The following is a 25,624-nucleotide window of genomic DNA, read 5'->3' as shown; positions in this document are numbered from 1 at the left end:
TGTGTTATCTCCCTTCTGCTTTATCTAATGGCGTACTTCTTGGACGAAGACTCACACGCTGAAATGATACAACTTCTTTATTCTTATCGAGTTTCGCTTCATATACACCCAACAACTGGTCTTTAGCATACTTTTTCATATATTCGCTTTCTTCAATTACTTCTACTTCTACATCCCATCCTTCGTCATGATTAATAACGGATGTGATCTTAAAAGGAGGAAGTACATAATTTTCAAAAAACGTTGTTACTTTTTGTAGTAATTCTTCCATGGTTATCCCTGCTTTCCGCCTGCGGCTCTATCTATTATTGGTGATAAACCCAGAACCCATACGCATGCGCGTATGGGGAAGGTTGGGTTTATTTAGAATGAATTATGCGAAGTTAAGCTGCTTTGAACGGTCGCTTACGTCCGCGTCTTCGTCTATTTCAGCTTGTACATCGTCTCTAAGAAGGCCGACTGCTTCAGCATATCTCAACCATGTGTCTACACTGGCGATTACGATACGAGCTTCGATTGTGATAAGTTCAATACCTACGAGCGAGATTTTAGCGTAGATGTCGATTACAATACCCTTGTCTAAAATACGGTCAATAACTTCTGCCAAGCTTGAAGAATCTGAGTTTCTTTCCAATGTTGCCATTGTTGCGTCACTCCTTTAAGTGAAAGTATTAATATCTTTTATGCCTTTGAGATCTTTTGCACTCTTGATGTTATGGGCACTCTTGATGCTGTCTGCTCCCTTGAGATCCGTGCTGCTCTTGAGGTTGCTTGCTGATGTCTTAATATCGCTGACACCCTTCAATTTGTCAGGTCCTTTGATGTCTTTGTATCCCTTGATGTCACTGACGCCTTTATGGATGTCTTTCATCCCTTTGATGTCACTGGCCCCCTTGATAGTGGGGCCTTTCTTCTTTTTTTTCCCTCCTTTCGAGTCCTTATCGCCGGTAAGCGAGTTGTTTTTTAATTCATCTTTGGCATCCGCTGCTTTATCCTTGAATTCATCAGCAAATTCATCCAGCTTTTCTTTTACTTCTTCACCGGCATCTTCCAGACCTTCCTTGAGTTCGGCAACTTTTTCCTTGGCTTCTTCTTTAGCGATACGCATTTTTTCGAACGTATCGTAGAATTTCTTTCCAATGATAGAAGCGGCAGCTGCATTCCTCGCTTTCGGATGGTTTTTTGCTTCATCCTTAGCATAACCAATTGCTTCTTGTTTTACTTCGTTAATCGTGCTTTCGTCACCGGAAGCTAAGTCTTTTATTGTTTCCAGCGGTTTGCCGTCTGTGACGTTCTGCACCCGCTCTTTGGCACCTTTTAAATCGTCGGATGCCAGAGTGTCTTTTGCTTTGTCCAAAAGAGAAGGATCTTCTTCCTCTTTTTGTTTATCCTTATCGTCGTCTTTGTCGGATGAGAGTTTATCTTTCGCCTTATCGAACAGCGATTCTTCGCCGCTGTCTTCGTTCTCTTCTTCCGGCTGATTTTCTTCTCCGCCGGAAGGTGTTCCCGGTACCAGATCTTTGGCTTTGTCTTTCGCTTTGTCCAGAAAGCCTTCTTCATCTGAGGAACTGGAAGAATCATCTGTGTTTGCAATATCAAAGGTTCTGCGCTTCTCTTTTTCGGCGCCTTCTGTTAAATAATTAGAATACATTAACGCAAAGCGCTTAAGATTCTTATTTTTCTTCCAGCTTACCATATAATGCACCACCACCTCTCGTGGTTAAAGCTTACTCAGCTGAGTATGCATGCCGCTCTACTACCATACCCGATGAGTAATTTATTAATCTAGTTCATTTGAATGGTTTCTTATGAAAGTTCTGGAATCTGTGTGGAACGCTCAGAGATCTTGCGGTATGAAGTGATATTCAAGTTATCATTGATATTTGCATCGTATAGTACAATGTTTTTTATCACCTTATTGTCCTGCTTTTCTTCTGATTCCACTACTTCCAAACGAACTTTCCAACCATTTTTGCGGTCTGTTGCTGAAATCGTCTGAAACGGTTCTGCTACTTCTTCTTTGAAGTAGGCTTCAACTTTTTCGATGGCGTCGTCGCTACTTTTTTTTTTAGAATCGGATTTAGCAGACGACTGTTTTTTACTCGATGATGCTGACGATGCCTTTTTGCTGTCGGAAGCGGATTTAGCTGCAGAAGCGGTCGTCCGGGTTTTTGTCTTAGGTTCTTCTTTTGTTACCGATTTGTTGTCTTTATCTGTTTCCTGCTCGGTAAGCGGCTGCTGGGTTTTTCCCGTTGAAGGCTTTTTAATACGGTTTGGCTTTTTAAAGGATGCCTTTTTGGGCTGCTCCTCTTCTGCCTTCTCCTTATCATTATCCTCTTCTTCTTCAGCTTCGTCTACTTCTTCGTCTTCTGCTTCTTCGTCTTCTTCTTCATCTTCTTCATCTTCTTCGTCTTCTTCGTCTTCTACTTCTTCATCTTCAGCTTCTTCTTCTTCTTCAGCTTCTTCTTCTTCAGCTTCTTCTTCTTCTTCTTCTTCTTCTTCGTCTTCTTCGTCTTCTTCTTCCTCTTCGTCTTCTTCTTCGTCTTCTTCTTCTTCAGCTTCGTCTTCTTCTTCGTCTTCGTCGTCTTCTTCTTCTTCGTCTTCAGCTTCTTCGTCTTCTTCGTCGTCTTCTTCTTCGTAGCCGTCATACTTTTCTTCTTCTACTTCTTCTTCCTCAAGCCATTCTGTCTCTTCATCAAAAACTTCGTGCTCTTCATTCTCTTCTGATTCAGACTCGAGGCGCTCCTGCTCTTCAGCTTCTTTGGCTTTTTTAGATTTTTTGCTGTCTTTATTTTTTAATTTTTTTTTTTGAACAAGCCGCCTTTTTTCTCTTTCTCTTCCTCTTCTTCCGTACCCTGGATTTTCTGGCCGGCTTTGACCATTGTATCGCCGACTTTGCCTTTTGCTGCTACAAGGCCACCGCCGACTTTACTCTTTGCTGTACCGAGCGATGATTTTACTTTTTCCGGAATAGCTGAAGCAGCTGATGCTGCATCATTGGCCTTTTTGGCTTTTTTAGCATTTTTAGCTGTGTTTTTCGTTTTGTCGGCAGCTTTCTTTACCGGCTTAGGTGCTGCTTTTTTTGCTTTTTCAGCCGTTTTGCCTGCACCGTTTTTCGCTTTTTTAGCAGTGCTCTTTGTTCCTTCTTTTGCTCCTGATGATTTTTTCTTTACTGCTTTCTTTGTATCCTCTGTACCTTTTTTTGCTTTATCTGTTGGTTTTTTCACGTTGTCTTTCTCTCCATTCTCTTTAGCCTTACTAGAAGGTTTCTTTTTAGTGTCGTCGCTTTTTTTAATTGTTGCTGTTTTTGTTTTAGGATTCTTTTTGTCTTTCATGTTTTCTTTCGCATCTTCTTTTTTCTGTTGAAGTCTTTTTGTTGTTTCTCTGCTTACCATCGGGAGGGCTCCGCCTACCAGGCTGCCTACAGCCATTAATGCGTAAGTAACTTTATTACTGTTATTTTTTTCAGCCAATTGAATGCACCGTCCTTCATCTTATTTATTATGCCATTAAGCACCATTACCCTTTTGTCCAACATTTAATCTTCAATTCTTGCGTTTTCTGAAAATATTATGTTATATAATCTCTAAACCCATTGATATAATAGGAATTAAAAATATGTATAATAAATCTATAAAATTTATAGAATAAAGGCATTTACCTCTTTTTATTAATATGTAAGACGTATTATTTGACTAATAATAGGATATTTCTGATTTTTCCACCATTTGCTTCCCCTTCTATTTTCTTATAAAATTTACGTTATCACTATTTTTACCAAAGGAGAACATATATGTCCGATTACAGTGCCGTAAACCGCTCCCGCTCCACCCAGACCCGCCTTGTGCTTCCACCGGATACCAATCATCTGGAATCTATATTCGGCGGCAAGGTTCTTGCCTACATTGATGAAATTGCAGCCATTTCGGCAATGAAACACGCCAATAGTATTGTCGTGACCGCTTCCATCGACTCTGTTGATTTTGTATCAGCTGCGAAGGTAGGAAATATCCTTGAGCTGGAGGCTTTTGTTACGGCAACGGGAAGAACGTCTATGGAAGTCTATGTGAAGGTTCAGTCGATTGATGTGACAACCGGCACTACGGCTCTTACGACGGAATCCTTTCTGACAATGGTTGCCGTTAATGAAAGCGGTGATCCTATTCCCGTTCCCGCTGCAGCCCCGGAAACAGAGGAAGAACAGCGGCTTTTCGATTCTGCCCCTGCCCGGAAAGAACATCGGAAAAAACGGGCTTCTGTATACAACAGCCATGCCTGATGAATCCAATCTCTTCCTATTAATATCGTTACAAAAACTCCCTCCTGCAGAAAGCCAGGAGGGAGTTTGTTATTTAAGCCCACCACATATCGGATGGTTTTTCTACAATATTTACGCTGCGGAGATTATCGACCGCACGTTGAAAACCTTCCGAAACGCTCATTAAAGGATCTTCGTGCTCGATGCTGATTGTATCGTCATAGCCGAACTTACGAAGCGTGCTGATCATATCGCTCCACTCCTGCAGGCTGTGGCCGCAGCCGACTGAACGGAACGTCCAGGCGCGCTCTTGTACGTTATGATACGGCTGCATATCCGTCAAACCGTACATGTTTACATTTTCCCAGTCAATATGGGTGTCTTTTGCGTGGAAATGATGGATCGCGTTTTGTTTACCCAGGATTTTTATAGCCGCTACTGGATCAATTCCCTGCCACCACATATGACTCGGATCGAAATTGGCGCCTACCGCATCGCATGTAGCGTCGCGGAGCTTAAGTACGGTATACGGGGTGTGTACAAGAAAGCCGCCGTGCGGCTCGATGCCTACTTTAATGCCATGATCTTTCGCATAAGCGCCTGCTTCTTTCCAATAAGGAATCAGCTTCTTCTCCCACTGCCAATTGTAAATATCGCTGTACTCCTGCGGCCACGGGGCTACCGGCCAGTTTGGAAGCGTTGCGTTATCATCCGCACCGGCTACGCCGGAAAAGTTGTTAACAACGGACACATCAAACATTTGAGCAAGCTGCACCGTTTTGCGGAACACGTCATCTGACTCCTGTGCATACGCCTTATCCGGCGCAATCGGATTGGAATGGCAGCTGAAGGCGCTGACAGACAAACCGCGCATATCGAGCGCTTCCTTGAACTGTTTTCTTTTGTCTTCGTTTTGAAGAAGACCTTCCAGATCCACGTGGGCACTGCCGGGATTTCCACCGGTACCAAGCTCTACCGCATCCAGGCCGGCGGCTTTTACTTTATCAAGCATGTCTTCAAATGAATCATTATTAAATAGTACAGTAAATACTCCTATTTTCATTGAGTGACGCCTGCCTTTCTTACTGAGGTGATGGTTTTTTCCTGACTGGATTCCAGCGCTGCCAGAATAACATCCAATGCGCGTTTGCCGTCCGCTCCTGTAATAGGAATCGGTGTACCCTTTACGACGGTTTCGACAAATGCGTCTACAATACCGGAATTTTCCTGGCCGCCCGCCGCGTTCGTCTGAATGCCTCCCAGGTCATAGCTGATCGTTTCCCCTGATGTGTAGACAGCAATAAGAGAATACTGTGGGTCATCCTCCAGGCGGAGCATACCTTTTTCACCGTAGATTACGGTGGCATTGTCTTCAAACGGCTTGTAGGACCAGCTCGCTGTCAGCGTGCCGATAATACCGCTTTCCATTTTCAATACGCAGACAGCGTTGTCGTCAACGGTGGTGTTTTCTTTTGCTACGGTTTCCACAAATGCACCGACTTCTGCTACCGGCTCGTCAAACAGAAACTGAATCAGGTCAGATTTATGGACGCCGAGATCTCCCATCGCGCCGATAAACGCTTCCTCTTTACGGAAAAACCAGCTGTCCGCTCCGTCGATGCTCCAGCCTTCCGGGCCGCCATGGCCGAATACTGTACGAAAACTGTAAATTTTACCGAGCGCTCCTTCTTCCAGCAGCTCTTTTGCTTTCACGTGGGAAGGAACGAGCCGCTGATTATGGCCCACCATCAGCTTCGTGCCGTTTTTCTCTGCGGCGTCTATCATATCCTGTGCTTCCTGGGAGGAAGTAGCCATCGGTTTTTCACAAAGAACATGCTTTCCTGCTTCCAGTGCGGCTATCGATACAGGGGCATGCATATAGTTAGGCGTGCATACGCTGATGGCCTCAATGGAAGGTTCCTGCTTCAGCATCTCCTGGTAATCCGTGTACACCTGAACGGAAATGTTAAATTTCGTTTCTACTTCCTGAGCCCGCTCTTCCACCAGATCACAGACCGCCACAATTTCTACTTCTCCTCCGGCCAGATATTCTGGAATGTGACGCTCTCTGGCGATGCTTCCGCATCCAACGATGCCAACCTTTAATTTACCCATCATGCAAAACCCCTTTTAAATAGTTAGTATTTTTTGACTCTTATGATGTTATTCTTTCACAGATCCGCTCGTTAATCCAGCAACAATGCGGCGTTGGAAAATTAAAACGAGAATAACGATGGGAATCGTCACGATAACCGTTGCGGCAGTAATGTCTCCCCATGGTACCGTAAATTCACTCTGGTAGAAGGAAATCCCTACGGGAATCGTCTTTTTCAATACCGGCAATGGCTTCCGGTGAATTAACGACTACTTCCTGATTTTCATTAATAACCTGGCCGCCATAAGCGCTTATATACTCCATCGACGTGGTTACAAGCCCTTCATACTGAGAAGCCTGGGTAGCAAACCCAAAGCTCGTGCCGCCTTGGCCCTGCAGGTCCGCGGCCATCGTTTCAAGCTCCTCCCACGTTTCCGGAGGCTCTTCTACAATGTCCGTCCTGTAATATAAAATACCTGCGTCAGTATAAGAAGGCAGTGCATACTGTCGTCCATTCAGCGATCCGGATTCAATCGTCGCCGGAAAATGAGCATCCAGATCTACATTATCTCGTTCAATCAAACGATCAAGCGGCAGTACATATCCTGCCTGACCGAATTCAGCCGGCCACACAACATCGGAAGCAAAAATATCTATCTCCGGACTGCCGCTGCTCATCAGTGTTACATATTGATTATGTGCCGCGCCGCTATCGGGCGGCATTTCCCTTACTTCTACATTGATATTGGGATTTTGTTCTTCAAACGCGGCAAGCATTGCATCGGTTGCCGGAGTAGTGTCGGTGCCGCGGGCGTAAGTGATCGTAACTTCCTCGTCCCCTCCGCCGATATTTCCACCGACAGAGGCACACCCGCCTAGAAAAACGAGCACTCCTGCCATTGCTGCAGGTAACATCTTCATCGCAAACCCTCCCTGTTTTCTTTTTTTCGTTAAAATCCAAAACGTTTCGGTTTTTGGTCAAAGCTGCCCTCCTTTTAATGTCTTGGAGGACAGGTGGATTTTCGGACAAGAAGCGATCCTGGTATAATCACTTTAGTCTTTGTTTCCCTGCCAAGCAGCCGATTAATTAACAGCTCGGCGGCCATGTTTCCCATTTTGTATTTATCCTGATGCACGGTTGTCAGGGCAGGCGTTGTATACTGGGATACAACAAGGTTATCGTAGCCGACAATCGATAATTCATCCGGCAGTTCATATCCCAGTTGATAAGCCGCTTTCATAACCCCCATCGCCATCAGATCGCTTGAACAGAAAATAGACGTTGTTTCCGGATATTCTTCAAGCAGTTCAATCGATCTTGCGTAGGCTTCTTCTTCATTAAAATAGGCAAGCCTTACTTTCTTTTCATCAAAAGCAATGTCTGCTTCCTGCAGGCCTTCCTTGTAGCCTTTTAGTCGTTCGTGACTTATGTAAGCTTCATCATCCCCGTTAATAAAAGCAATGTGCCGGTGCCCGAGCGAAATTAAATGACGCACCGCCTCTCTTGCGCCCACCGCATTGTCTGTAGACACAAAGCTTGTGGTTTCATTTTCCACAGGATGATCGATAAAAACACACGGTACGCTGCTCTCTTCCATCTGCTGAAGAAACGGATCATCGTGGGCAAGGCCCTGCGAAATAACGCCTTCGATCTGACGCTCGCTGCAAAGCTGATGGTACGTCTTGCCCCGCCGCTTCGCAAACTCAGATTGAAACAAAATCATGTCGTAATCTGCGTAGCTTGCGTACTCGTTCACGCCGGAAATAACATCCATTGTAAACGTATCTTTCGGGTTGGATGGAAATGAACTTGACGTCAGAAGCCCAATCGTACTTGATTTGTTCGTCACCAGCCTTCTTGCTGTTATATTCGGGCTGTACTGCATCTTCTCGGCCACCTCTTTAATACGCCTGCGTGTTTTTTCATTCACATCATCGTATCCGTTCAAGGCTCTGGAAACAGTAGTGACAGAAACATTAGCGGCTTTCGCAATATCCTTAATTGTAACCATTCCCTCAACCTCCAAAACGTTTCGGTTTGTACAATTTTCATTATAGAAAACGCTTACAATTTTTGCAACTACTTTTTTTAACATTAAACATGTATATACAAAAAAAGCCTAATGTATAAAGCGCTTTCCCTGGTAAAAATTTTTTGAAATAAAAAAGGATTCCTTCAGCTGCGAAGAAATCCTCCTTCTGAATGAATAACCTGTCCGGTAATCCAGGATGCCTCCTCTCCGGCCAAAAAAGCAACCAGACGGGCCGCGTCGCCGGGCCTGCCAAGACGACCACGCCCGAATTTAGGTTCCAGCAGCGCTTTCGTCTGTTCATCCATCCATCCGCTGTCCGTCGGGCCCGGATCTACTGCATTAACCGTGATGCCAAGCGGTGCCGCTTCTGCCGAAAAGGAAAGGGTAAATGCAGACAGGGCCCCTTTCGTAGCAATATAAGCCAGCTCTCCCGGCATCGGTCCCTGCTCTTGTCCGGACGTCATAATGATGATCCGTCCTTCTGAACCTTGAAACCGTTTAGCAAACGTGGTGCTGAGCAGCATGGTCGTCCGCATATTCACTTCATAATGGCGGTCAATAATTTCCGGTGTAAGATTCTCGTAACCGTCCCTTGTGGAATAAGCCGCATTGTTGACGAGAATGTCCGGCGGTCCAAAAGCAGTGTACACTGCATCCAACAGCGTTTCGGCAGCGTCCGGCAGAGACAGGTCAAGTTCCATGCTTCTGCAGGATACGCCGGCCTCCAGTATTTCCTGTTCCAGTCCGGCGGCAAATCCGTCTTCGCTCTGCCAGTAGACGAAAAAGATATCTACTCCTTTGGATGCAAGCTCCCTGCAAATCGCCGCCCCAATTCCGTTAGTGCGGCTCACTCCTGTAATGACTGCACGGTTCCTGTCGATACTATCCCTCCTGCTTTTTTATTCATGGTTCCGGACACTTTGCTTATTCTCGAAATAACGATCCCGTTCCTGTTTCTTTTCGTCAATAAGAGCCCCGTCCTCTTCTATATCCTTTTGTTTTTCTTTTTTAATATGCAGGATAGATCCAAGGACAAGGATAAATCCTCCCAAAAACAAATTAGCATTTTCTGTTAATGTAATGATATTTCCTAAATCCAGTAAAATTAAAGCAGCTCCTACAAAAGCAAAGATAATATAAATCACATTCCACTTCTGCATCGAACTCTCCTTTTCAAAAGCTGTCATTATTTTCTATATATGTATATTAACCTAAATAAAGCATAAAAAAACCTGCCATTTTACAGGCAGGCCGTCTTTATTTATTAAGGAAACGTGATATTCAGCGGTTCAAGGTCTTTCTTCTGCAGCATCATCCGGACGGTAACAAGCGGATCCACCACCTGGCAGACCTCAACCTGTCCGGCAGCGCTGAGAAACATTACGGCATTGTTTTTGTCCATTTCGCTTTCACGGGCTAACAGGCCGGCCAAAAAGGAAGTCGCCCGGTGAATCCCCTGCTCAAGCGTGGGGGCGGAAGAAATGACGCCAATCTCCGATTCGTTTTCAAGAAGCGGCATAGAAAGCTTTTTGTTTTTAATCACTTCGAAGGTCACCGTGGCGCGTCCCGCGGCTTCAATTCCGGTCACGCCGACTTCTCCATCTCCCATCGCAGCGTGCATGTCCCCAAGGCCGAACAGAGCACCCGGTGCCGAAACTGGAAAATAAAGCACAGCCCCTTCTTCTATCTTTTTGTTATCCATATTGCCGCCATGGTCTCCCGGGGTTCCGTTCGAAACAGCTTCTCCTTCCGGTGCAACACCGATAACTCCGATCATTGGGTTCAAATCCAGGGAGATCCCGTAGCCGAAGTCGCCTTTGTTCTGCCGGAGGGGTATCTTTTTAAATACCAGATCTTCCATTTCCTCTTTCATCACACCGAGTCCTTTTCCTACCGCCATCATGCCGTAGTCCGCGAGCTCAATTTTATCAATTGTCACCTTGAGGCAGTCACCGGGTTCCGCCTCTTCTATGTAAACTGGTCCTGTAGCGGGGTTGATGCGGTCCCAGTCAATCTCTCCGTAATTGTCCCCTTCTTCTGTTACCTGATTTTCAAAACAGTCATACGTTTCCAGAGTAAGCGTTGTGCCTGAAGGAACGGTTACAGCCGCTTCCCGGTCCTTTGAGAAGCTGTAGAACATGTTTTCCTTTGTCAGCGTTTCCATATGCCTGCCTCCTTTGTTTTTATACGGATAGTATAGCAAAAATCTCAGCCGCTTCCTATGTATTGCATTCTGCGGATTTATCTATTATAATAAACACATACCCAGTAAGGGTATCAATTACTAAAGGAAGGGGAATTCACATGATTGCTGTTTTACCGAGAATCAACGAGTTAGCCAACAAATCCAAAAGGACGGGACTCAGCGCGGAAGAAAAAGCCGAGCAGAGGCAGTTGCGTGAAGAGTACCTTCAAGCCGTCCGAGGTGCCTGTGACGCGACCCTGCTTCAAACCACGGTGAAAGATCCGCTTGGAAATGATGTTACTCCCGATAAACTAAGAGAAGCTCAAGGCGTGACTAAACTATACCACTAAGAATTAAAATAGTATTTCCAGTTGCTTTAAACATCCCGCGGCCTATTTGGCCGCGGGATGTTTTTATTAAAGCTGCTTTTTTAGAGAGGGAATGTTCTTTTTAAATGGAATGTTAGTAAATAAAGAAACCGATGAATACCGGCCTCTCCGGACCTGTAACGGGCAGTATGCAGCTGAGAAATATCGGCATCATTGACTACGCCGTTATTTTTCCGATTACGTTTCTGCTGCTGGCTGTTGTATTTAAAAAAGCCAGTTTGACTAAAAAGACATATCAATAAAACAGGCTGTCCCATGGAAAGCGGGACAGCCTGTTTTATTGATCCATCGATTCGATATACTTTTTTAATACATGCACACCCTGCACCCCGTCGTTTAACGAGGTCCATTCAGCCGGGTTGTGGCTGATGCCATCTTTGCTCCTTACAAACAGCATCGCCGCTGGAATATGGTGGCCGACGATCATTGCGTCATGGCCGGCTCCGCTCGGTATTTCCACTGCCCGCAGGCCGCATGCTTTTAGTGCATCCCCCAGCATCTGCTTTTCGGTGTCGGCAATCGGCACCGGCTTTACTTTTAGTATCTGCTGCTGCTCGCAGTCAACATTGCAGGAAGCTGCTGCTTTCCCGGCGGCTTCCATAACGAGCCGGACGACATTGTCTCTCGTTTCTTCTTCAATATCACGAATATCCACCACCAGCTCGACCCGGCCCGGGATGACATTGGCTCCGTTCGGAAATACGTTCAGCTTTCCAACGGTAGCAACTGCTGTCGCGCTCACCGTACCGGGAATGTCCGGTACACTCCGTACAAACTCTCCGGCCGCGACAAGTGCATCCCGTCGTTCCCCCATAGGGGTATTCCCGGCATGCCCCGCGCTTCCTGTAAAGGAAATTTCCAGCCAGCTCGGGCCGGCGATACCGGACACAATGCCGACCGGAAGATCTTCCTGTTCCAGCCGGGTGCCCTGTTCGATATGCACTTCTACAAAAGCGGCGATGTCGGAAAGACTGCGTTCCGACTGATAAAAGCCTTCTTCCGTCAGGCCTACATCCGGGAGCACTTCCGCAAATCCCCTGCCTTCCTGATCGGCCAGACCGCTTTGTATGGATGGATCTATTTCACCCGTCATCGCCCGGCTGCCGGTTAATCCGTTATTAAACCTGGCGCCTTCTTCATCTGTAAAAATCACTACTTCATAGCTTCGTTTCGGCACGTACCCGGTTTCTTTCCAGGCCTCTGCCACTTCAAGCGATGACAGCACCCCGAGCGGACCGTCAAAATGGCCTCCCTCCGGCACGCTGTCTACATGGGATCCGCTTAGCAGCGCAGGAAGATCCGGATTGCTTCCCTCAAGGCGGCCGAATACATTGCCGGCCGCATCTTCGGTTACCGACAGCCCGGCGTCCTTCATCCAGCCGATAACCAGATCTTTCGCCTGTCGTTCTTCGTTGGAAAACCCAAGCCGATAGCTGCCTCCGCTTTCCGTCAGACCAATTTCAGAGAGGGCGTGCAGACGGGAGGCGATTCGCTCTCCGCTGATACCGTCATAGGAATAATCTGTACGGTAATTCTTAAGCAGCGTTTCGTATAAATTCCAGTTGTCTGTATGCATGCGCTCACCTGCTATTTTTGATTTTTGTAAATGGCTCCGTCTTTCATAACAAAGCAGATCGTTTCGCTCTGTTCCAGCGATCGGATATTTTCCAGCGGGTTCGTTCTGCTCATAATCACATCCGCGAGCTTTCCTGTTTCTATTGTACCCAATTCTTTTTCCCAGCCAAGACATTCAGCAGCGGTTTTTGTCGTAGCCGTGATGGCTTCCATTTCCGTCATGCCGATGTCGCACATCAGCCCGAGCTCACGCAGGTTGGTTCCGTGCGCCATAACGCCGGCATCCGTTCCCATTGCAATTTTCACGCCTGCTTTATACGCTTTAGCGATACTTGCTTTATGTGTTTCAAATACTTCTTTTGATTTTTCCACCGCGTAAGGGGCCATGGAATCGTCCGTTTCCCCGGCTTCGAGCACGGACAGCGGGGCCAGCAGTGTCGGCACGAGAAACGTACCGTTCTCAAGCATCAGCTCTATCACTTCGTCATCAATATAAATGCCGTGTTCAATCGAATAAATACCGGCCCGGATCGCATTCTTAATTCCTTCGGCACCCTGGGCGTGGGCCATCACCTTGATCCCTTTTCGGAAGTGCGCTTCCTCTACCATCACTTCCAGCTCTTCCTGGGAAAACTGCGTAAATTCCGGATGGTCGGTCGGACTCGTCACGCCTCCGGTCGCATGTACTTTAATGACATCCGCTCCGGCACGGAGCATTTCCCGGACCGCTTTACGTACTTCTTCTTTTCCATCACAGATACCGCTTGGCATGCCCGGATACGTCTGCGGAGTCGTATCCACGCCGGAATGATTCCAGTTATCGCCGTGACCGCCGGTAATAGTAAGCGGGTTGATGCTTACCTGCATCCGCGGTCCTTTGACAAGCCCGTCCTGAACGGCTTTCTTCATCCCCGTATCTGCAAAACCCGCATCGCGGACAGAGGTAATGCCTGTATTGAGCGTGCGCTGCAGGTAATGAATACTTTCGTAAAACCGGTAGGAAAACGGCGTTAAAATGGATTCCTGTACGTTTTTAATCTGCAGGGCCATATGGACGTGGGTATCAATCAGACCAGGCAGAATGTATTTTCCATCGGCATCAACAACCGCTGTGTCTTCCGGTGCTGTAATGATTTCACCTAATTGTTCGATGTGGTTGTCTTTGATTAATACAGAAACGTCCCGGACCGGTTCCGCTCCCGTTCCGTCGATTAATGTTCCGTTTTTAATAAGCGTATATGCCATGTGTAATCCGCTCCTTTAAATAGTTTGAATGAGAATACTCGCAATAACGATTGAACCTACGGTAACAGAAGTAAATCCACCGATCAGCATGGGGGCGACGAGTTCATTCATGATGCGTTTTTCTTCTGCTTCGTTGCGACCGACGCTGCGGCTGACTTCCTCCACGATTAAATAATCACCCGGAAATCCGTAAAGTGCCGTCAGGACAACAGGAATCGATTTGGTCGGCTTCCATTTAAACAGTTTCCCGCCGATTAAAGCGCCCAGGATCAGGCCGGTTGTACCAATGAGAATAATGCAGAGAACGGGCAGCAGGGAAGCAACGACCTGATCCCACGTGACGCCGACGAGTGAATTAACAACGACGACAATCAGCGCGACCATTGTAATACCAGAGCTGTTTGCCTTATCCATCGTACGCTCCGGATAAAAACGAAACGCCGCTCCCGTAATCCCTATCGCAAGCGCCCAAATACTGTTATTAATACCGGTCAGTCCGTCCAGCCAGACGGCAAGAGCACCGCCGACAAACAGTAGAAATAATAGAAAGAAATTGCTTTTCATGTACTTTTCCGGAAACAGCATTTTCTTCGGCTGTTCGGAAGACAGTGCGCTTTCCTTCAGCGCTTCGTCGCCTTCCGTTAAGTATTCCTCGTTATAAATATCCTCACGGATTGTATGTGCGTATTTGCTCAGCAGTACCGACGTCAGCGGCATACCGACTAAATTCTGAAGCGTAAACACGACAACCGGAATAGCCGCAAGCGTTACAAGTCCTGCTTCCGCCAGTCCTTCCGATGTAACGATATAGGCAATGATACCGCCTGTCAGCGGCCCGGCACCAGCGACCGCCGTCCCGTAGCCAAACAGCGGCGTAATAATAGCAAGCATCGCCGCTACCGAAATAACCAGTCCAATCAGCGTGATGGAGACGGCTTTGTACTGTTTAATAATAACGGTCAGGGGAATCATCGTTCCGAGGTGAACAATAAGGACAGGCACAAGCATGCCGCCAAATGCCACCAGATTGGAGGCTTCTATATAGGATTCCGGCAGGATCCCTGTCTGGAGCAGTATAAAAACAGAAGCGACCACCACAAGCAGGGTGGGGATTTTTGCCCGCGAAGATAAAGAAAGCACTTCTCCAAGGGCAATAATAGCGATTAATATGACCGCAATAAAAATGGGCTCCATGTCGGTTCCTCCTTCATAAGTCTGAATGTTAAAACTATAAGATAATTCAAATAAATATAAAATAGAGGTAACCAACAAACATTCTGGCTTTTGTTTGTCGGTTACCCCCAACGGATTATTTGGTATTCAAATATTCCATAATATGCAGACCGAGCTGTAGTTCAAACAACTCCCGGCCATCCAGCTTCTCGGTGTGCAGCAGTTGATAGATGGACTGCAGACGGTACTTAATCGTATTCACATGTACATATAATTTCTTTGCGCTTGCCGCCATGTTCTGATTGGACTCCACGTACACTTTCAGCGTTTTCAGCAGTTCGGTTTCATGCTTTCTATCATGCTCCGCCACCCGGCCGAGCACTTCATCTGCATAATCCTGCAGCTCTCCGCGCTCCATTTTTAAAAACAAGCGGTACGGACCGAGCTGCCGGTACGTCATCAGATTCCGGCTTCCCTCCCCGGCCTGCAGATACTGTACACAGCGTTTCGCATCTTTATAGGACAGATGAACATCCTGAAGTTTACCGACAACCTGCCCGAATCCGGCAAGGCCTTTGAGCTCACATTCCCGACCGGCATAGTGGATAATAGAAGAAAACAGCGGTTCGAGTGAATCAAACACGCTTTCCTCTGAGGAGGAAGCGGCTACCGTAAACATAAATGTGACTTCCATGTTTCGTTCGTATACGAGCGTTTTTATCGGGATGCTTTCTATTTCTCTATAGATCACGCGCATCAGCTGCTTTTTCTTTTCCCCGACCTCCTGAAAAGGAAGCAGCGGATCTCTTACATATAAATGCACTACTGCATAATGATGACGAGCGAGCTCCGGAAAATTCAGCCGTGCCAGGGCATCGGAAGAAAACTCATTGTACGGCTCATGGATCAGCTGCTCGAGCACAGCGCCGGAATAATGAAAGTCTTCTGCCAGAAAGCGGTCCCGCCGGTTCATCTCCATCGCAAAAATAGTAATAGCCTGCTCAATCGCAAACTGATCAAGCGGATCAAATACGGTATTTTTTTCTACAATAATCGCCAGCAGGCCGAGTACGAGCCCATCTGCCTGAATGGGAAGAAAATACGTCAGGTAGGAGTCCCCGTCCAATAATGCTTCGCTCGTGGAAGAACTGTTTCGGCTGATCGCATATTTCAACAGCGGTTCGGCCTCGGTTTGGAGGGCTTCCCCTTTCTCTGCTGCCGCTGGTCCCGACACTGCCAGCACATCAATCCGTTCATTAAATACAACCACTTCCTCTTCAATCAGCCCCGACAGCGCTTTGGTAATATCACCAAGGCCGCCTTTGGCCAGGGATACTTTGGAGAGTTCTTCGTGGATCAGTTTAGTTCGTTTATTCTGCGAAAACAGCCGCGCATTTTCAACAGCAATAGACGCCTGTCCGGCAAATGTTTCCAACAGCTGCAGATCTGATGCATCAAACTGCCTGTCTTTTTCAAATATATCTACCGTCAGGACGCCAAGGCATTTCTCCTCAGCGGACATAATCGGCACGCAGATAGCGCTTACCGGATAGGCCATTTCTCCAAGGGACCGGGCGTAGTAATGCTCCGAATTTCCGGTAAGGTTTTCCATTCCCCGGGTCGTATGGTCAGGCGACGAGAAAATATTTCCTTTTTGAGATACAAACGTTTTGCCGCTCATTCCCTCTCCAGGCGCGAGGCGGACATGCTTGAGCTGCTCCATATCAAATCCCATGGCGCTTTGGGCATAGAGCGTGTCCGACCGGCTGTCATATAGAAACAAAACGGCCGCATTGGCGCCGCCGATCACATTCAATACTTCTTTAATCAGCTGATTCAGCACTTCCGGCAGGTCTCTGGTAGAGCTCAGGACCTTTACTGCATTGATAACGCTCATCAGCCGCTTTTCTGTTTCCATATGCGTCTCCCCTTTTGAATCTATTCTATTAGTTTAGCAAAAACACAGCTCCGCTTCCGCGAAACTGTGCTTGTTTATTTTTCTTTCAGGAGGGATTTTATTTCTTTTACATGCCGATTTACCTGTTTAAGCCTCATAAAGTTTGCCAGCATGCCATCTATTACCGGGAGACGGGGGTGGCTGGCAGCGAGTTCTTCTTCCAGCACATTCAAACTGACCATAAAATATTCTTTATCGGCGGTTCCCTGAAGCACTTTTCTTATCGCCTCTATTTCTGCGTCGAGCTTTTCTTTTTTGCCTGCTCTGCTTTTTTCCCGCTTCCGGTGAAGGGACTGCACATGAATTTCTGTTACAACCGGCACTTCTTTTTTGGCAGCCAGCCCGTCTGTGATATCATCCATCCGTCTCATAAGAAACGCTATAAAGGAAGCCGGACCCTCGGGGTCGTTGGAAAAGGAGGACACACGTATATAAGAACGAAGAATCCCCTCCAGCATTACAGATAGATCATAAATATAGGGCACAGCCTTATCTCCGTAAACGGCGGCCAGGCCGTTTGAGTAAAAGGCATATACCTCCTCCTGCTTTTCGGCGGCCATTTCCTGAATTGAATGGTGAAGCGTGGAGCTTTGGCTGTACATCGATAAATCCATAAACTCCTTGTGGGCCAGAATCGATTCAAAAAAAATCGTAAGCTGCCTGATGAATATTTCTCTTTCTTTTCCTTGCTGCTGCGGTTCCGCATTCACTTCTTCCATAACCTGCTCAAAATAATAATTTAAAGCAGCCAGAAGCAGCATATCTTTGGATGGATAATAAGAATACAGGGATCCTTTGGCTATGCCGGAGGCGTTCGCAATCTCCTGGATGGAGACGGACGCATACCCTTTTTCCGAAAATAACTGCACCGCCTGTTCCAGAATCAGCTTTTCTTTATTCATTATGATTCTGATCCGTTTTGTGGTTTCCATTAAGTAGATAAGGTTTCAGAAAATCAGTGGGAATAGGAAATCGGCTGTCATTAATGATTAATTCATGCAGATCTTCTTCTTCATCCGATTCTGCTTTCAGTTTATTCATTTCCTGATGAAGAGCTTCCATCTTTCTGTCCAAATGGGCAGCAGAGTCTGCCGCTTCTTTTAATTCTGCTTTAAGCCTCTCCGGCACTGTTTTATTGTATTTATAGTATATTTTGTGTTCCAGACTCGCCCAGAAGTCCATCGCTATTGTACGGATCTGTACTTCGACACACATGTTCTGTTCCCTGTCAGACATGAACACAGGTACTTCCAACAACAAATGCAGACTCTGGTAGCCGTTGGGCTTGGGTGACTCAATGTAGTCCTTCACTTCCAGCACGCAGACATCCTTCTGCTTCTGCAGCATATCGCTTAATTTATATATATCGGAAATAAAGGAGCAGGTGATGCGGATTCCAGCAATATCCTTAATATGTTTTTCAATAGCCGGCAGCGAAGGAGAAATATCTTTTTTGTATATTTTTTTAAGAATGCTTTCCGGCGATTTGAGCCTGGATTTCACGCTTTCTATCGGGTTGTAGTCATGAACATAATGAAATTCCTGTTTTAATATATCTATTTTTGTATTTACTTCATCCAACGCAAATTTATAGGCCATCATAAAGCGCGTTAGTTCCGTTTTGAGTGCCTTTAGTTCTTTTGCTGTTAATAAAGGCTGGTCTTGTTTCATAAATGATCCCCCGTTTCTATCGGTTGTTGACCAATAAGTCAAAAATATGACTTTATAGTCATATTATACACTGAATAGACTGTATTTTCTATTAGTGATCCGGCTCTTTATTAAAAAATGATTTCTCTTCTAAGCGGTTTAATTGTTGTGAGCCACAGCTATCGCCTATTAAGTCGTTATATCCCTCTATGACAGGGTTTGTCTTAAAATTACTATAGTGATATGATAAAATTATTCAAACAAGCTCGTAACTACAGAAACGGCAAAAGTCTGTATCGTGCCGCTATGGCAGAAACAGGCTTTATTTTAAGTAAAGGAGAAACCGCGATGAACGAATTAATCGAATATTTTGTAAAAAACTATCCATTTCTTTGGGGTTACATGCTTGATCATCTGGAAATTGTCGGGCTGGCTACGATTACTGCTATTTTGATCGGGGTGCCGATCGGTATTTATTTAACGACTAACAAATACCTGGCCGGCACTATTCTGCAATTGGCTTCCATTTTTATGACGATTCCAAGTATTGCCCTCTTTGGTGTCATGATTCCCGTTCTATCCATTATTAATCAGGGAGTTGGATTCCTGCCGGCTTTTCTTGCGCTCGTGCTTTATTCCCAGCTTCCGATTATCCGCAATACGTACACAGGCATTCAAAACGTCAATCCCCAGCTTCGTGATGCAGCGAACGGGCTTGGCATGACGACGATGCAGCGCTTATGGAAAGTGGAAATCCCCAACGCCATGCCACTCATTATGGCTGGCGTACGCACGGCGACCGTGCTTAACATCGGTATTGGGGCCATCGCCGCATTTATTGGTGCCGGCGGCCTCGGCGTTGTGATTTATCAGGGAATCGTCCGGGCGAACACCACTATGGTACTTGCCGGAGCCATTTCTGTTGCTGTTGTTGCTATACTGGCTGACTTTGTTTTAAAGCTGATTCAAAAGAAACTGACGCCTAAAGGCGCTAACTAATTAGAGGGTGACGATATGATACAGTTCGACCATGTAAATAAGGTATATGAAGGCGATGTAAAAGCGATCAACGATGTCAATTTAACCGTTGAAGACGGAGATATGGTTATTCTGATCGGCCCGTCCGGCTGCGGGAAAACGACGCTGCTTCGTATGGTAAACCAGCTCGAAACGATATCCGGCGGGTCCATTCTATTAAATGGGGAAGATGTAACCACCCTTAATAAAATTGAAATGCGCCGTAAAATCGGCTATGTCATTCAAAGCAATGGTTTGTTTCCAAACATGACCATCGAGCAGAATATGATGATCGTTCCTCAGCTTCTTAGCTGGGACCGCGCGAAAAAGCGGGACCGCTTTAACTATTTAATGGACCTGATCGGCCTGAACCCGGATGAGTACAGAAAACGCTACCCCCATGAATTGTCCGGTGGGCAGCAGCAGCGTATCGGCGTGGCCCGTGCACTTGCAGCCGATCCGCCCGTTATGCTGATGGATGAGCCGTTCGGTGCCCTCGACCCGATTATCCGCGCCCGGCTTCAGGAGGAATTCCTGCAGATTCAGCGTGAGGTTAAGAAAACGATTCTATTTGTCAGCCACGATATTGATGAAGCGGTAAAAATGGGAGACAAAATTGTACTTCTCCGCGACGGGGAAGTGATGCAGTACGATACCCCGGCGGAGATTCTAAATCATCCGAAAAACGAATTCGTCAATGAGTTCGTCGGCTCGGACCGCGTTCTTAAAAGCATGAGCCTGTATACGGTAAAAGACCTGTATCGGGCGTTTACGTTAAAGCCTAACTTCGAGTCCAAGGATATCCGGACCATTAATGAAAACACCTCGCTCCGTGTCGCCATTTCAATGATTTTAAACCAGGAAGCCGATCAGCTTGTTATTGAAGACAACGATGGCAACAACCACGGCAGCCTGACAATGGATCTTCTGGAACAATTTCTTCATAAAGAAATTAAGGGACAGGAGGGCTGAACATGGACACGGTTAACAAGCGCATAGCCCTGATTGTAAAAATTCTTCTCTGGACCGTTATTGCGGCTTTCTTTATCTGGGGATTCTCGCAGGGCATGTTCCGCCAGATTTACGAACAGCCCGCTCTGTTTCTTGAACTTCTCGGCCAGCATGTTCTCATTATTTTCGCTTCCGGATTAGCGGCTGTGCTTATTGCCGTACCGCTCGGCATTTTCGTGACCCGTCCGGCCTTTCGTCGTACGGAGTGGTTTATCGTCACGGTTGCCAACCTCGGCCAGACGATTCCGAGTCTGGCAGTGCTCGCACTGGCCATGGGTTTTCTGGGTATTGGAATTGAAGCTGCAATCCTTGCTTTGTTTGTTTATTCGCTTCTGCCTATACTGCAGAATACAATTGCCGGCCTTGACTCGGTTGATGAAAATACGAAAGATGCGGCCCGCGGCATGGGCCTGACTAACACACAGATTCTATGGAAAGTGGAGCTGCCCAATGCGGTTGTATCCATTATTGCCGGAATCCGCACGGCGCTTGTTATTAATATCGGTACGGCAGCTCTTGCGTACCTTGTCGGTGCCGGCGGCCTTGGCGTATGGATTTTTACCGGCATCCGCCTGTTTGATAATTCATATCTCATTTCAGGTGCTGTTCCGGTTACGCTGCTGGCAATTACCGTAGACCTGCTGTTCCGCTACCTGGAGCGTGTTCTTACCCCTAAAGGCCTCATTCTGGCACGGGAAGCAAATGAAGCATAGGAGGCTGAATCATGAAACGATTAATTGGGATTAGTATGCTGGCCCTGGTGCTTGTGCTCTCTTCCTGTTCGGCAGGCGGGAAATCCGTGAAAGTAGGCGCCAAAAACTTTACCGAGCAGGCTATTTTAGCTAAAATGTCGGTCTTCCTGCTGGAAGATAACGGCTTTCAAGTAGATGAAATATCGGAATTAGGAAGCACGGCACTGCGCCAGGCTCTGGAAACCGAACAGATTGATATTACATGGGATTATGTAGGCACGGGGCTGGTGACTTATTTGGACCAGCCGCCGATCGTCGATGCCGATGAAGCGTTCGCGGAAGTAAACCGCCTCGATGCCGAAAACGACATCGTCTGGCGGAACCTGACGGAAGCGAATAATACGTATGCCGTTATGATGCAGGAAGAGGAAGCTGAAGAGCTCGGGATCGTAACAATCAGCGATTTCGCTTCCTACATTAATGACAACCCGGGGGAAATTAATTTTGCGACGGACGCTGAGTTCGCCAATCGCGCGGACGGACTGCCCGGTATGGAAGAATTTTATGATTTTTCCCTGGAAGGAAGCGTAACAGAGCTGGAAACGGGCCTGTACTACAATGCCCTGAACAATAATGAAGTAAATGCCTCTGTCGGGTTTTCCACCGACGCCCGTATTGACGATTTCGGCTTCCGCGTACTCGAAGACGATCAAGGATTTTTCCCGTCATACAGCGCCGCCGTTTCGATGACAGAGGACGTCTATGAAGAGTACCCGGAAATCGAGGAGATCTTCGCCCCGCTCGAAGACATTCTTGACAGTGAAACAATGCGCGCTCTTAATTATCAGGTAGATATTGAAGGAGAAAGTGTGGAACTCGTCGTTCAACAGTTTCTGGAAGAAAATGAATTGATTGAGCAGTAAAAAAATCTCCCCTCTGCTGATAAAGCAGAAGGGGAGATTTCTTTGTATCTTATCGTCTGACACTGGCTCTTTTGTTGTGCCTGTCCGCCTTACGATACGCATCATAGATGGCATATACCCAGAAGATAAAGTACGTGACATAACCGATAAGAATAGTCATGAGTAGAATATTCACGGCCTGGATGGCAATTATTATCAGCCCTTTAAAAATTTGTCCATTATAAATCTGTCCTAAGCCGGGGATTAAAAAACTTAATACGGCGGCTAAACCGGGACTTTTCATCATTTTCATCACACTGCCTTTTCTATTTATGATACCTGTCTGTCTTTACCCTTTTTTTCACGCCTTCACGCGTATTTTCTATAAATACGTCCTGAGACGTAGAAAAACGCGCTTCTCTATTAGAGAAACGCGTTGATTGGTTAAATATTATCTTACTGCAGGCTTGTTGTCAACAGCTGTTATTAAGATTCTCCGTAATAATAATAATAGCGCTGATCCATTCCTTTAACCTGGTTCAAAATACAGCCAAGGACCGGGATGCCTGTTACTTCAAGCAGTTCTTTCGCCTTGATGGCAGAATCTTTCTCTGTGCCGCCGCTCTTGATCACAAGAATGGTGCCGTCACAGTATTTAGAAATAACCTGCACATCCGTTACGGCAAGTACCGGCGGCGCATCAAATAAAATAATATCATATTCTTTCTTTAAGTCATTTACGAGGTTTTCCATAGCCGTTGTTCCGAGTATTTCGGCCGGGTTCGGTGGAATTGGGCCGCTTGGAAGAATATCCAGGTCCGGCACTTCGGTTTTCTGGGTAAACGTGTGAAACGGCTCTTTATTGGCGAGCACGTTAATAAGTCCATTTGTGTTCGTACGGCGGAACGTATAGTGTACCGTCGGTTTCCGTAAGTCAGCGTCAACGAGAATCGTTTTCTTTCCCTGCTGGGCCATCGTGACGGCAAGGTTTGCCACAGTAGTAGACTTTCCTTCACCCGGGCCTGCTGACGTGATTGCAATTGTCTGGACATTATTATCGACCGATGCATACTGAAGATTAGTCCGGATCGTCCGGTACTGCTCGGCTACCGGCGACTTGCTGTTGAACCAGGTAACCAGCTTACGGCTGTTCTGCCCGGTTTGATCCTTCTTGCGTTTTGCCATTATACACACTCCTGCTATCTATTATGTATCTTATTTTCAATGCTTCTAGTGTACCATACTGCCTTCAGGAGATTCGGCTTATTTATAAAGCCTCTTCTCCCGTGAAATAATCTGCAAGCGCCTGCGCCCACAGCTCATGTCCTTCGGCGGACGGATCACCGTTTTCTTCTAAGTACTCTTCTTCCAGGGCAGCATCGTCTGTATCCGGCCATGCTTCCCAGTGATTAATATAATTCAAGTTGTTCTCTCCGGCATCTGCCTGAAGGGCGTCCACCTGCTCAATATAGTACCTTGCTTCATACACCGGCTGCGGCGGCTGTATGAACACAGCGGTTTCCGGATTGGCGGCCTCCACCGTATTCACAAAAGCATTCGTGTTAAAGAGCGTATCCTCTACACTTACCTGTCCGTTATCATTTAAAACAAATGGTTCAAAAACGAGCACATCCGGCTCCAGTCCGGCCGCCGTTACATCTCCATCTGCTGCCATGACTTCAAGCGATGTACTGTCGCCAAACGTAGAAGCCTGCACTATGATATCATCTGTATCATAAAAGCTGCGCAGTTTTTCCTGAAGCAGGAAAGGCACATTCTCCTCTGCCGACTCCAAAGCCCCGGACCCGGATAAGACGATGGTAAGCTCTTCTCCTGCATCCATGCTTTCCTGCAGCCTCTGTCCAAATTCTTCCTGGGCGCCTTCCAGAGGCGTTCCATTAGAAGAGGATGTTTCTGCACCGGATACAGATGAGTCTTCTGTATGTTCTTCGTCCGGCTGTACCGTCGAAGCTATTTTCTGATCGTAGTGAATTTTCCCATATACCATTACAGCTATAAATACGACAATCAATGCTGCAAAACCCATTTTTTTCATACTTACGCCCCAATTTTCATAATAATGAAACTGCCACTTCCCCTATCTTACCTAAAAAAATGGCAAATTCAAAGAACTATATAAAGAACAAAGGAAATATTTCCCTTTTAAAAGAGCCAAACGAACGTGCGTTTGTTTTTCTAACGTTCTCTCTATATAATGAAGGAAATGAAACGGAAATGAGGAAAAGGGTGACAACAGATGGATAAAACCCCTATTCGAAAAATAATTCATATCGATATGGATGCCTTTTATGCGTCCATCGAACAGCGGGACCGTCCCGAGCTCCGTGGAAAACCAGTTGTTGTAGGCGGAAGCCCCCATTCCAGAGGGGTAGTGGCTACCTGCTCCTATGAAGCCAGGCCTTTTGGCATCCATTCCGCCATGGCTTCCCACGAAGCGTATAAGCGCTGTCCCCAGGCAGTGTTTGTGCGGGTGAACATGCAGAAATACCGGGATGTTTCCAAAGAAATTATGGATATATTTTATGACATCACCGATCTGGTAGAGCCTCTTTCGCTCGATGAGGCTTATTTGGATGTAACGGAAAACAAGCTGGGCTACCCTTCGGCCACGTATGTAGCGAGAGAAATCAAAAAGAGAATCAAGGAAAAAACCGGCCTGAACGCGTCTGCCGGCGTGTCCTATAATAAATTTCTCGCAAAAATCGCCTCCGACTACGAAAAGCCGGACGGCCTGACCGTCGTAACCCCCGAAAAGGCGCCGGCCTTTATTCACGAACTCCCTATCGGCGACTTCCGCGGCGTCGGAAAGTCCACGAAAGAAACGTTTCTCGACATGGGAGTGCAGACAGGTGCTGATCTGCTGAAATGGAGCGAAGAAGAACTGGTCCGTATTTTTCACAAGCGGGGCCATACGTTTTACAACAATTCCCGGGGAATCGACGAGCGGGAAGTCAATCCGTACCGGGAGCGCAAATCGATGGGACGGGAAACGACGCTGCCGCATAACATCAGCGAATACGAGGACATGCTTCCGATCATAAAAGACCTTCTGCAGCAGGTCCTCAGCCGTCTGCAGGCAGACCGCATCCGCGTGAAATGCGTCGTCTTGAAAGTAAAATTCTACGATTTTAAGCAGATTACCCGGCGGACAACGCTTGATGACCCGACCGATGACCAGGAAATTCTGCTTGCTGCCTTAGGCGCGCAGCTTGAGCATATCGCCTCACTCGGCCGGGAAGTCCGGCTGCTCGGCGTAACCACTTCTGACTTCCACGGAGCCGGTGATGCGGCCGGCGGCAGAGGCAAAGTATACAAAACGACGCGCTACGAACAGCTTCGTTTGTTTTAATAAAGGGACTGTCCCAAACGTACAGTTGAAAAAAGAAACATCCCCATCCGATTCTGAAAAAATAGATAGGGG

General features: G+C 46.7%; 29 protein-coding genes and 1 pseudogene. 9 read left to right on the top strand and 21 right to left on the bottom strand.

Features of this window, described 5'->3' with window-relative positions; genetic code table 11:
* Positions 1–4 precede the first annotated feature (4 nt).
* The 3 genes from gvpO to AC5W14_RS11510 all read right to left on the bottom strand — a co-directional run bounded on the left by gvpO (position 5) and on the right by AC5W14_RS11510 (position 1,696).
* Positions 5–271, bottom strand: a complete 267-nt coding sequence (gene gvpO, locus AC5W14_RS11520; RefSeq protein WP_342768742.1) for a gas vesicle protein GvpO — start codon at positions 269–271, stop codon at positions 5–7.
* 102 nt (positions 272–373) lie between these two features.
* Complete coding sequence (gene gvpJ / locus AC5W14_RS11515; protein WP_496057757.1) at positions 374–643, bottom strand: gas vesicle protein GvpJ; 270 nt, start codon at positions 641–643, stop codon at positions 374–376.
* A 15-nt stretch (positions 644–658) separates the two neighbouring features.
* Complete coding sequence (locus tag AC5W14_RS11510) at positions 659–1,696, bottom strand: hypothetical protein (RefSeq protein WP_496194464.1); 1,038 nt, start codon at positions 1,694–1,696, stop codon at positions 659–661.
* A gap of 348 nt (positions 1,697–2,044) precedes the next feature.
* Between AC5W14_RS11510 and AC5W14_RS11505 the strand changes: the two genes are divergently transcribed.
* Positions 2,045–2,641 carry a hypothetical protein gene (locus AC5W14_RS11505; RefSeq protein ID WP_496194463.1) on the top strand — a complete coding sequence of 199 codons (597 nt, stop codon included), beginning with the start codon at positions 2,045–2,047 and terminating at the stop codon, positions 2,639–2,641.
* Positions 2,642–2,795: 154 nt separating this feature from the next.
* Here AC5W14_RS11505 and AC5W14_RS11500 read toward each other — a convergent pair whose 3' ends face one another.
* Positions 2,796–3,473 (bottom strand): hypothetical protein, encoded by a 678-nt coding sequence (locus AC5W14_RS11500; protein WP_496057760.1) that lies wholly within the window; start codon positions 3,471–3,473, stop codon positions 2,796–2,798.
* Positions 3,474–3,793: 320 nt separating this feature from the next.
* On the opposite strand from AC5W14_RS11500, the gene AC5W14_RS11495 reads away from it, so the two are divergent.
* The gene (locus AC5W14_RS11495; RefSeq protein ID WP_496057761.1) at positions 3,794–4,279 is read left to right on the top strand and encodes an acyl-CoA thioesterase; all 486 of its coding nucleotides are present in this window, start codon (positions 3,794–3,796) and stop codon (positions 4,277–4,279) included.
* Between the two features lie 73 nt (positions 4,280–4,352).
* Here AC5W14_RS11495 and AC5W14_RS11490 read toward each other — a convergent pair whose 3' ends face one another.
* From AC5W14_RS11490 to AC5W14_RS11455, 8 genes and pseudogenes are all read right to left on the bottom strand, one after another.
* On the bottom strand, positions 4,353–5,321 hold the full coding sequence (locus AC5W14_RS11490) for a sugar phosphate isomerase/epimerase family protein (RefSeq protein ID WP_496194462.1): 969 nt from the start codon (positions 5,319–5,321) through the stop codon (positions 4,353–4,355).
* Entirely contained in the window at positions 5,318–6,373 is a 1,056-nt protein-coding gene (locus tag AC5W14_RS11485) for a Gfo/Idh/MocA family protein (protein WP_496057763.1), read from the bottom strand. The genes AC5W14_RS11490 and AC5W14_RS11485 overlap by 4 nt, the downstream gene beginning before the upstream one ends.
* A 48-nt stretch (positions 6,374–6,421) precedes the next feature.
* Positions 6,422–6,586, bottom strand: a pseudogene (locus AC5W14_RS11480) (carbohydrate ABC transporter permease); the annotation flags it as partial.
* Positions 6,549–7,253 (bottom strand): extracellular solute-binding protein, encoded by a 705-nt coding sequence (locus tag AC5W14_RS11475; RefSeq protein ID WP_496194485.1) that lies wholly within the window; start codon positions 7,251–7,253, stop codon positions 6,549–6,551. The gene AC5W14_RS11475 and the pseudogene AC5W14_RS11480, both read right to left, overlap by 38 nt.
* Positions 7,254–7,348: 95 nt before the next feature.
* Positions 7,349–8,365, bottom strand: coding sequence for a LacI family DNA-binding transcriptional regulator (locus AC5W14_RS11470; protein WP_496194461.1), 1,017 nt, complete (start codon positions 8,363–8,365; stop codon positions 7,349–7,351).
* Between the two features lie 164 nt (positions 8,366–8,529).
* Positions 8,530–9,267, bottom strand: coding sequence for an SDR family oxidoreductase (locus AC5W14_RS11465; protein ID WP_496058213.1), 738 nt, complete (start codon positions 9,265–9,267; stop codon positions 8,530–8,532).
* 18 nt (positions 9,268–9,285) lie between these two features.
* The gene (locus AC5W14_RS11460) at positions 9,286–9,546 is read right to left on the bottom strand and encodes a hypothetical protein (protein ID WP_496194460.1); all 261 of its coding nucleotides are present in this window, start codon (positions 9,544–9,546) and stop codon (positions 9,286–9,288) included.
* 104 nt (positions 9,547–9,650) lie between these two features.
* On the bottom strand, positions 9,651–10,550 hold the full coding sequence (locus tag AC5W14_RS11455) for an acetamidase/formamidase family protein (RefSeq protein WP_496194459.1): 900 nt from the start codon (positions 10,548–10,550) through the stop codon (positions 9,651–9,653).
* Between the two features lie 140 nt (positions 10,551–10,690).
* Between AC5W14_RS11455 and AC5W14_RS11450 the strand changes: the two genes are divergently transcribed.
* Both AC5W14_RS11450 and AC5W14_RS11445 read left to right on the top strand, forming a co-directional pair.
* Positions 10,691–10,921, top strand: coding sequence for a DUF896 domain-containing protein (locus AC5W14_RS11450; RefSeq protein ID WP_120191636.1), 231 nt, complete (start codon positions 10,691–10,693; stop codon positions 10,919–10,921).
* Between the two features lie 131 nt (positions 10,922–11,052).
* Complete coding sequence (locus AC5W14_RS11445; protein WP_496194458.1) at positions 11,053–11,202, top strand: hypothetical protein; 150 nt, start codon at positions 11,053–11,055, stop codon at positions 11,200–11,202.
* Positions 11,203–11,237: 35 nt separating this feature from the next.
* Here the strand turns inward: AC5W14_RS11445 and AC5W14_RS11440 are convergent, their stop codons facing one another.
* The 6 genes from AC5W14_RS11440 to AC5W14_RS11415 all read right to left on the bottom strand — a co-directional run bounded on the left by AC5W14_RS11440 (position 11,238) and on the right by AC5W14_RS11415 (position 18,581).
* The gene (locus AC5W14_RS11440) at positions 11,238–12,536 is read right to left on the bottom strand and encodes a M20 family metallo-hydrolase (RefSeq protein WP_496194457.1); all 1,299 of its coding nucleotides are present in this window, start codon (positions 12,534–12,536) and stop codon (positions 11,238–11,240) included.
* Between the two features lie 11 nt (positions 12,537–12,547).
* Positions 12,548–13,780: a metal-dependent hydrolase family protein gene (locus AC5W14_RS11435; RefSeq protein WP_496194456.1), complete on the bottom strand. Its 1,233-nt coding sequence runs from the start codon at positions 13,778–13,780 to the stop codon at positions 12,548–12,550.
* Positions 13,781–13,795: 15 nt separating this feature from the next.
* A complete protein-coding gene (locus tag AC5W14_RS11430) occupies positions 13,796–14,974 on the bottom strand; it encodes a hypothetical protein (protein ID WP_496194455.1) in 1,179 nt (392 codons plus the stop codon).
* A gap of 115 nt (positions 14,975–15,089) precedes the next feature.
* Positions 15,090–16,871, bottom strand: a complete 1,782-nt coding sequence (locus AC5W14_RS11425; protein ID WP_496194454.1) for a helix-turn-helix domain-containing protein — start codon at positions 16,869–16,871, stop codon at positions 15,090–15,092.
* 74 nt (positions 16,872–16,945) lie between these two features.
* The gene (locus AC5W14_RS11420) at positions 16,946–17,812 is read right to left on the bottom strand and encodes a TetR/AcrR family transcriptional regulator (RefSeq protein WP_496194453.1); all 867 of its coding nucleotides are present in this window, start codon (positions 17,810–17,812) and stop codon (positions 16,946–16,948) included.
* Positions 17,805–18,581, bottom strand: coding sequence for a GTP pyrophosphokinase (locus tag AC5W14_RS11415; RefSeq protein ID WP_496057776.1), 777 nt, complete (start codon positions 18,579–18,581; stop codon positions 17,805–17,807). Before AC5W14_RS11415 ends, AC5W14_RS11420 begins: the two co-directional genes overlap by 8 nt.
* A gap of 381 nt (positions 18,582–18,962) precedes the next feature.
* On the opposite strand from AC5W14_RS11415, the gene AC5W14_RS11410 reads away from it, so the two are divergent.
* The 4 genes from AC5W14_RS11410 to AC5W14_RS11395 are packed head-to-tail and all read left to right on the top strand — an operon-like array spanning position 18,963 to position 22,203.
* Entirely contained in the window at positions 18,963–19,559 is a 597-nt protein-coding gene (locus AC5W14_RS11410) for an ABC transporter permease (protein WP_496058214.1), read from the top strand.
* Positions 19,560–19,574: 15 nt separating this feature from the next.
* The gene (locus tag AC5W14_RS11405; RefSeq protein ID WP_496194452.1) at positions 19,575–20,549 is read left to right on the top strand and encodes an ABC transporter ATP-binding protein; all 975 of its coding nucleotides are present in this window, start codon (positions 19,575–19,577) and stop codon (positions 20,547–20,549) included.
* 2 nt (positions 20,550–20,551) lie between these two features.
* Positions 20,552–21,301, top strand: a complete 750-nt coding sequence (locus AC5W14_RS11400; protein WP_496057778.1) for an ABC transporter permease — start codon at positions 20,552–20,554, stop codon at positions 21,299–21,301.
* An 11-nt stretch (positions 21,302–21,312) separates the two neighbouring features.
* A complete protein-coding gene (locus AC5W14_RS11395) occupies positions 21,313–22,203 on the top strand; it encodes an ABC transporter substrate-binding protein (protein ID WP_496057779.1) in 891 nt (296 codons plus the stop codon).
* 49 nt (positions 22,204–22,252) lie between these two features.
* Here AC5W14_RS11395 and AC5W14_RS11390 read toward each other — a convergent pair whose 3' ends face one another.
* The 3 genes from AC5W14_RS11390 to AC5W14_RS11380 all read right to left on the bottom strand — a co-directional run bounded on the left by AC5W14_RS11390 (position 22,253) and on the right by AC5W14_RS11380 (position 24,238).
* The gene (locus tag AC5W14_RS11390) at positions 22,253–22,495 is read right to left on the bottom strand and encodes a DUF5683 domain-containing protein (RefSeq protein ID WP_496194451.1); all 243 of its coding nucleotides are present in this window, start codon (positions 22,493–22,495) and stop codon (positions 22,253–22,255) included.
* 173 nt (positions 22,496–22,668) lie between these two features.
* Positions 22,669–23,367, bottom strand: coding sequence for a CpsD/CapB family tyrosine-protein kinase (locus AC5W14_RS11385; protein ID WP_496057781.1), 699 nt, complete (start codon positions 23,365–23,367; stop codon positions 22,669–22,671).
* Between the two features lie 82 nt (positions 23,368–23,449).
* Positions 23,450–24,238: an SGNH/GDSL hydrolase family protein gene (locus tag AC5W14_RS11380; RefSeq protein ID WP_496194450.1), complete on the bottom strand. Its 789-nt coding sequence runs from the start codon at positions 24,236–24,238 to the stop codon at positions 23,450–23,452.
* A 201-nt stretch (positions 24,239–24,439) separates the two neighbouring features.
* Here AC5W14_RS11380 and dinB point away from each other — a divergent pair, with 201 nt between their 5' ends.
* Entirely contained in the window at positions 24,440–25,552 is a 1,113-nt protein-coding gene (gene dinB / locus AC5W14_RS11375) for a DNA polymerase IV (protein WP_496057783.1), read from the top strand.
* Positions 25,553–25,624 lie beyond the last annotated feature (72 nt).

The organism is Sinobaca sp. TMA16-18, from assembly GCF_059510535.1.
Note: the sequence above shows the minus strand (reverse complement) of the source record. Positions and strands in the feature narration are given on the sequence as shown.

Excerpts from the sequence above, each read along its gene's own strand:
- gvpO (WP_342768742.1), bottom strand. The coding sequence starts at position 271 with ATGGAAGAATTACTACAAAAAGTAACAACGTTTTTTGAAAATTATGTA.
- gvpJ (WP_496057757.1), bottom strand. The coding sequence starts at position 643 with ATGGCAACATTGGAAAGAAACTCAGATTCTTCAAGCTTGGCAGAAGTT.
- AC5W14_RS11510 (WP_496194464.1), bottom strand. The coding sequence starts at position 1,696 with ATGGTAAGCTGGAAGAAAAATAAGAATCTTAAGCGCTTTGCGTTAATG.
- AC5W14_RS11505 (WP_496194463.1), top strand. The coding sequence starts at position 2,045 with ATGGCGTCGTCGCTACTTTTTTTTTTAGAATCGGATTTAGCAGACGAC.
- AC5W14_RS11495 (WP_496057761.1), top strand. The coding sequence starts at position 3,794 with ATGTCCGATTACAGTGCCGTAAACCGCTCCCGCTCCACCCAGACCCGC.
- AC5W14_RS11490 (WP_496194462.1), bottom strand. The coding sequence starts at position 5,321 with ATGAAAATAGGAGTATTTACTGTACTATTTAATAATGATTCATTTGAA.
- AC5W14_RS11485 (WP_496057763.1), bottom strand. The coding sequence starts at position 6,373 with ATGGGTAAATTAAAGGTTGGCATCGTTGGATGCGGAAGCATCGCCAGA.
- AC5W14_RS11475 (WP_496194485.1), bottom strand. The coding sequence starts at position 7,253 with ATGGCAGGAGTGCTCGTTTTTCTAGGCGGGTGTGCCTCTGTCGGTGGA.
- AC5W14_RS11470 (WP_496194461.1), bottom strand. The coding sequence starts at position 8,365 with ATGGTTACAATTAAGGATATTGCGAAAGCCGCTAATGTTTCTGTCACT.
- AC5W14_RS11460 (WP_496194460.1), bottom strand. The coding sequence starts at position 9,546 with ATGCAGAAGTGGAATGTGATTTATATTATCTTTGCTTTTGTAGGAGCT.
- AC5W14_RS11455 (WP_496194459.1), bottom strand. The coding sequence starts at position 10,550 with ATGGAAACGCTGACAAAGGAAAACATGTTCTACAGCTTCTCAAAGGAC.
- AC5W14_RS11450 (WP_120191636.1), top strand. The coding sequence starts at position 10,691 with ATGATTGCTGTTTTACCGAGAATCAACGAGTTAGCCAACAAATCCAAA.
- AC5W14_RS11445 (WP_496194458.1), top strand. The coding sequence starts at position 11,053 with ATGAATACCGGCCTCTCCGGACCTGTAACGGGCAGTATGCAGCTGAGA.
- AC5W14_RS11440 (WP_496194457.1), bottom strand. The coding sequence starts at position 12,536 with ATGCATACAGACAACTGGAATTTATACGAAACGCTGCTTAAGAATTAC.
- AC5W14_RS11435 (WP_496194456.1), bottom strand. The coding sequence starts at position 13,780 with ATGGCATATACGCTTATTAAAAACGGAACATTAATCGACGGAACGGGA.
- AC5W14_RS11430 (WP_496194455.1), bottom strand. The coding sequence starts at position 14,974 with ATGGAGCCCATTTTTATTGCGGTCATATTAATCGCTATTATTGCCCTT.
- AC5W14_RS11425 (WP_496194454.1), bottom strand. The coding sequence starts at position 16,871 with ATGGAAACAGAAAAGCGGCTGATGAGCGTTATCAATGCAGTAAAGGTC.
- AC5W14_RS11420 (WP_496194453.1), bottom strand. The coding sequence starts at position 17,812 with ATGAATAAAGAAAAGCTGATTCTGGAACAGGCGGTGCAGTTATTTTCG.
- AC5W14_RS11415 (WP_496057776.1), bottom strand. The coding sequence starts at position 18,581 with ATGAAACAAGACCAGCCTTTATTAACAGCAAAAGAACTAAAGGCACTC.
- AC5W14_RS11410 (WP_496058214.1), top strand. The coding sequence starts at position 18,963 with ATGCTTGATCATCTGGAAATTGTCGGGCTGGCTACGATTACTGCTATT.
- AC5W14_RS11405 (WP_496194452.1), top strand. The coding sequence starts at position 19,575 with ATGATACAGTTCGACCATGTAAATAAGGTATATGAAGGCGATGTAAAA.
- AC5W14_RS11400 (WP_496057778.1), top strand. The coding sequence starts at position 20,552 with ATGGACACGGTTAACAAGCGCATAGCCCTGATTGTAAAAATTCTTCTC.
- AC5W14_RS11395 (WP_496057779.1), top strand. The coding sequence starts at position 21,313 with ATGAAACGATTAATTGGGATTAGTATGCTGGCCCTGGTGCTTGTGCTC.
- AC5W14_RS11390 (WP_496194451.1), bottom strand. The coding sequence starts at position 22,495 with ATGAAAATGATGAAAAGTCCCGGTTTAGCCGCCGTATTAAGTTTTTTA.
- AC5W14_RS11385 (WP_496057781.1), bottom strand. The coding sequence starts at position 23,367 with ATGGCAAAACGCAAGAAGGATCAAACCGGGCAGAACAGCCGTAAGCTG.
- AC5W14_RS11380 (WP_496194450.1), bottom strand. The coding sequence starts at position 24,238 with ATGAAAAAAATGGGTTTTGCAGCATTGATTGTCGTATTTATAGCTGTA.
- dinB (WP_496057783.1), top strand. The coding sequence starts at position 24,440 with ATGGATAAAACCCCTATTCGAAAAATAATTCATATCGATATGGATGCC.